The sequence below is a fragment of the Flectobacillus sp. BAB-3569 genome (assembly GCF_002270355.1).
GTDB lineage: Bacteria > Bacteroidota > Bacteroidia > Cytophagales > Spirosomataceae > Flectobacillus > Flectobacillus roseus.
Window position 1 is genome coordinate 1 of the sequence record NZ_NJFZ01000049.1, and the last position, 3,191, is coordinate 3,191.

At 34.5% G+C, this 3,191-nt stretch carries 4 protein-coding genes, 2 rRNA genes and 1 pseudogene; 4 read left to right on the plus strand and 3 right to left on the minus strand.

Annotated features, from left to right (window positions below):
• The 3 genes from BWI92_RS26125 to BWI92_RS26135 form a co-directional block, all read left to right on the plus strand.
• Positions 1 to 188 (plus strand): 23S ribosomal RNA (locus tag BWI92_RS26125); the annotation flags it as partial.
• A gap of 94 nt (positions 189 to 282) precedes the next feature.
• Positions 283 to 394, plus strand: a 5S ribosomal RNA gene (rrf, locus tag BWI92_RS26130).
• Between the two features lie 291 nt (positions 395 to 685).
• Positions 686 to 1,183, plus strand: coding sequence for a YdcF family protein (locus tag BWI92_RS26135; protein WP_095168561.1), 498 nt, complete (start codon positions 686 to 688; stop codon positions 1,181 to 1,183).
• 54 nt (positions 1,184 to 1,237) lie between these two features.
• Here the strand turns inward: BWI92_RS26135 and BWI92_RS26140 are convergent, their stop codons facing one another.
• Together BWI92_RS26140 and BWI92_RS26145 are read right to left on the minus strand one after the other, a co-directional pair.
• Positions 1,238 to 1,837: a hypothetical protein gene (locus BWI92_RS26140; RefSeq protein ID WP_095168563.1), complete on the minus strand. Its 600-nt coding sequence runs from the start codon at positions 1,835 to 1,837 to the stop codon at positions 1,238 to 1,240.
• A 113-nt stretch (positions 1,838 to 1,950) separates the two neighbouring features.
• Entirely contained in the window at positions 1,951 to 2,487 is a 537-nt protein-coding gene (locus BWI92_RS26145) for a DinB family protein (RefSeq protein ID WP_095168565.1), read from the minus strand.
• Positions 2,488 to 2,639: 152 nt separating this feature from the next.
• On the opposite strand from BWI92_RS26145, the gene BWI92_RS26150 reads away from it, so the two are divergent.
• Positions 2,640 to 2,843: a DUF2905 domain-containing protein gene (locus BWI92_RS26150; RefSeq protein WP_255406910.1), complete on the plus strand. Its 204-nt coding sequence runs from the start codon at positions 2,640 to 2,642 to the stop codon at positions 2,841 to 2,843.
• A 111-nt stretch (positions 2,844 to 2,954) separates the two neighbouring features.
• Here the strand turns inward: BWI92_RS26150 and BWI92_RS27535 are convergent.
• Positions 2,955 to 3,191, minus strand: a pseudogene (locus BWI92_RS27535) (disulfide bond formation protein DsbD); the annotation flags it as partial.

Genomic DNA, 3,191 nt, shown 5'->3' on the forward strand with positions numbered 1-3,191 from the left:
CTGCCAAGGGCATAGCTGAGTAGCTACGTCGGGACCAGATAAGCGCTGAAAGCATCTAAGTGCGAAACTGACCTGAAGATGAGTATTCCAAATAAGGGCCGTTGTAGATGACAACGTTGATAGGTTGCAGATGTATAGGTAGAGATACCAGAGTCGAGCAATACTAATTACCCAATAGCTTATGATATCTCTGTACTAAGGATTTAATTCTTACTTGTTCAACATCTTTCACGATATACGTCAAACGGACATAAGACATAGAGAAGTAATTCTCGCAGGTTTTATGGAGCCGATAGGACTGGTGTTCACCTCTTCCCATCTCGAACAGAGCAGTTAAGCCCAGTACCGTTGATGATACTGCAATCAAATGCGGGAAAGTAAAAAAGCTCCAAAATATTACAAAGACAGAAGCCACTCCGAAAGAGTGGCTTTTTTGTTTTACAAGGCTCAGTACCGTTGAGGATACTGCAGGCTACGCGCTGAGAACTCAGTGTCCCAGACTGTGCGTCCCAATCATGCAGAGAAAAGCCATAAAATATTACAAAGAAATGTTAGCGACCTCGATAGGGTGGCTTTTTTTGTTTTTAGCTAACCTTGGAATAAGATTGGACCGTACGTTTTAAAGATAATCTATCTGTTATTCAATAATTTTAGGTAACTTTTATGTTTAAATACTTAAGTCATTATGAATAAATTGTTGATTATATGTGCTGCTTCAAATACATCTGATGGTGAGTTATCTCATATCGCTTTGGATAGACTATTAACAGCACTTCAATTTTTGAAAAATAATCCCTCTTTCAATATTTTGTGTACTGGTGGATTTGGGGAGGCTTTTAATACAAGTGACTATGCTCATGCACAACTTATGCAAAATTTTCTTTTAGAGCATGGAATAGCTCATGAGAGCTTTGTAGAGTTTGTGTTAGGAGAAAATCTTTTGGAAGACATTCAATTAACAAGAAGAGTACTTTCTAGATATTCACCTGAAGCTGTGGTTGTGATTACTTCAGACTATCAAATGGAAAGAGTGCGTTTATCTTTTGAATTGTACTGCTCGTATCCGAATATGATTTTTATCGAAGCAAAATCTAGTATTTTTGAGGATGAATTAGAACGATTAAAGCGACAAGAATCTCAAGGTGTTAATCGACTTAGAATGATGCTGAGAGCATCTCAGTAAACAAAAAGCCGATAGTTTTACTTCAAAACTATCGGCTTTTTGTATTTTATATGACTATTGTATTCCTAACTGATGAAGTATTGTCTCTGCCATTTGCTCAATGGCTTCTTCAAGATCATATTCTGGACCGTTTTGCTCAAAATAGTAATTGTCAATATTTTCTTGAAAGAGAGGTACAGACCAAGAATTTTGGATGATTGCTATTTCGTAAAAAGCTTTTTTAATGGAGGAACGCATTTTACTTAAAATAAAAAAATGCCCAACTTCAAGTCGATTAAAAAGAAGCTCAATTTGTAAACCAAGTCTTTCTAGTGTATTTATTTTTTGAGTAATATCAACACTGGCTGGTACAAAGTGGTATAACTCAAGATACTTTGTGTAAAGGGTTTTATATTGGCTTAATACCTCAACAGAGATGCTACTCATACCTTCCGAAATAAGCTGTGTGGTGATTTGAAGATTTTTACGGTCAAATGGTAAAGCATTTTTTGATAAATACTTTTCATAATCATTGATGAAAAATCCAACTAACCAGGCATGAAGTATTTCAATTTGGGTGTTCGAATAATGCGTTTTTTCTAAAACCCCATCAATTCCCAAAATAGAATTAATGGTTTGGTGGAGTTTTTGTTCATATAGTGCAATAGGATCCATTATTAAATCTAAAAAAATATTTGCTTGTAGCTTATGGGCTCACGTATCACAATGATACGGCATGAAACTCTATCCTCCAAATACCCTACCAAAACAAAGCGATAATGAAGAAATTAGTTATTAACATTGATAAGAAAAGAGTCTATCCGAGCTTTTTGGAGTAAGTGATGTCTAAAATGCTGTTCGTTGAGCCAAAACCATTCATGTGCATTTAACCAACCAAAAGCAGGTTGAATACATTTATATTCTCCTCTATCAGCAGGGATTCGCTCCGCTAATATCTTTCCCTGTATCATAATTTGATCTAACAAAACAAGATAGTCTTCTTGAGCTTTTGCAACAGGTTCAGGGCCTTTGAGAGCCTCAGGTATCTTAAGCTGTGTGGGTGGAAAGCTATTGTATTTGAATTGCTTTTCGCCATAAATATTTTTATCGCCACCTATTTGACCATTTCGTTGCTCTAAACAGTAATTGGCTCTTTTGAAAAAGAAATATAGTGCTGACATACATATATGTTCATACATCTGCCCTATTGACCATTCTTGTTCATTAGGTTTAGTTACAAATTGCTCGGAAGAATATTCGAAAAGCGATTTTTTATAATATTCGATACTTTTTTCGAGTGCGGTCTGAATTTCATGAGTATCCATATCTATAGTTAAATAAAGGTTTTATTTTTGTTAGCAAGAATAATATTTAGGTCAAATTTAAGAATAAAAACAAGAAATTAGCAAAGCTCCTACCTGTAGAGCATACTAAAGTTGTAATCAAAAATAGGAAGATAAATATGGGAAAACTTATTATGATAATAGGAGGTATGTTAGTGTTGGGAGGAGCAGTAATTTATCTTCTGGAAGATAAAATTAGGTGGGATTGGTTAGGTAATTTACCCGGGGATATTAGAATCGAAAAAGGAAATTTTAAACTATATTTTCCCTTGATGACTTCAATTATACTAACCCTTGTTGTGAATGTATTGATATGGATTTTTAAGAAGCTAAGCTGATAAAACACTAGCAAAATGAATATTAAAAAAGCGGATCGAAAATTATTTGACCGCTTTTTTGATATTCAGCTGAAGCATCATCAGGAGATACCTCAAGTTTATATGTATAGCTTATTTCTTGTTAAATTTGGCTTTACCATCCTCCAAGAACTTGATAAATTCTTCGATATTCTCATTGTATGCTCTTGGTTTTACAAGAGTTTTTGAGTCATTACTAGGATCAACTAAGCAATAGTATGGTTGAGCATTTCCATTGAATCGGGTAATTTCAAAATCAAGGTTTTGGTCGCCAATTGTTGTTTTTTCTAAACCATCATCTTTTGACTTGTACCATTCTGATTTTGGAAG

Excerpts from the sequence above, each read along its gene's own strand:
- BWI92_RS26140 (WP_095168563.1), bottom strand. The coding sequence starts at position 1,837 with ATGGATCCTATTGCACTATATGAACAAAAACTCCACCAAACCATTAAT.
- BWI92_RS26145 (WP_095168565.1), bottom strand. The coding sequence starts at position 2,487 with ATGGATACTCATGAAATTCAGACCGCACTCGAAAAAAGTATCGAATAT.
- BWI92_RS26135 (WP_095168561.1), top strand. The coding sequence starts at position 686 with ATGAATAAATTGTTGATTATATGTGCTGCTTCAAATACATCTGATGGT.
- BWI92_RS26150 (WP_255406910.1), top strand. The coding sequence starts at position 2,640 with ATGATAATAGGAGGTATGTTAGTGTTGGGAGGAGCAGTAATTTATCTT.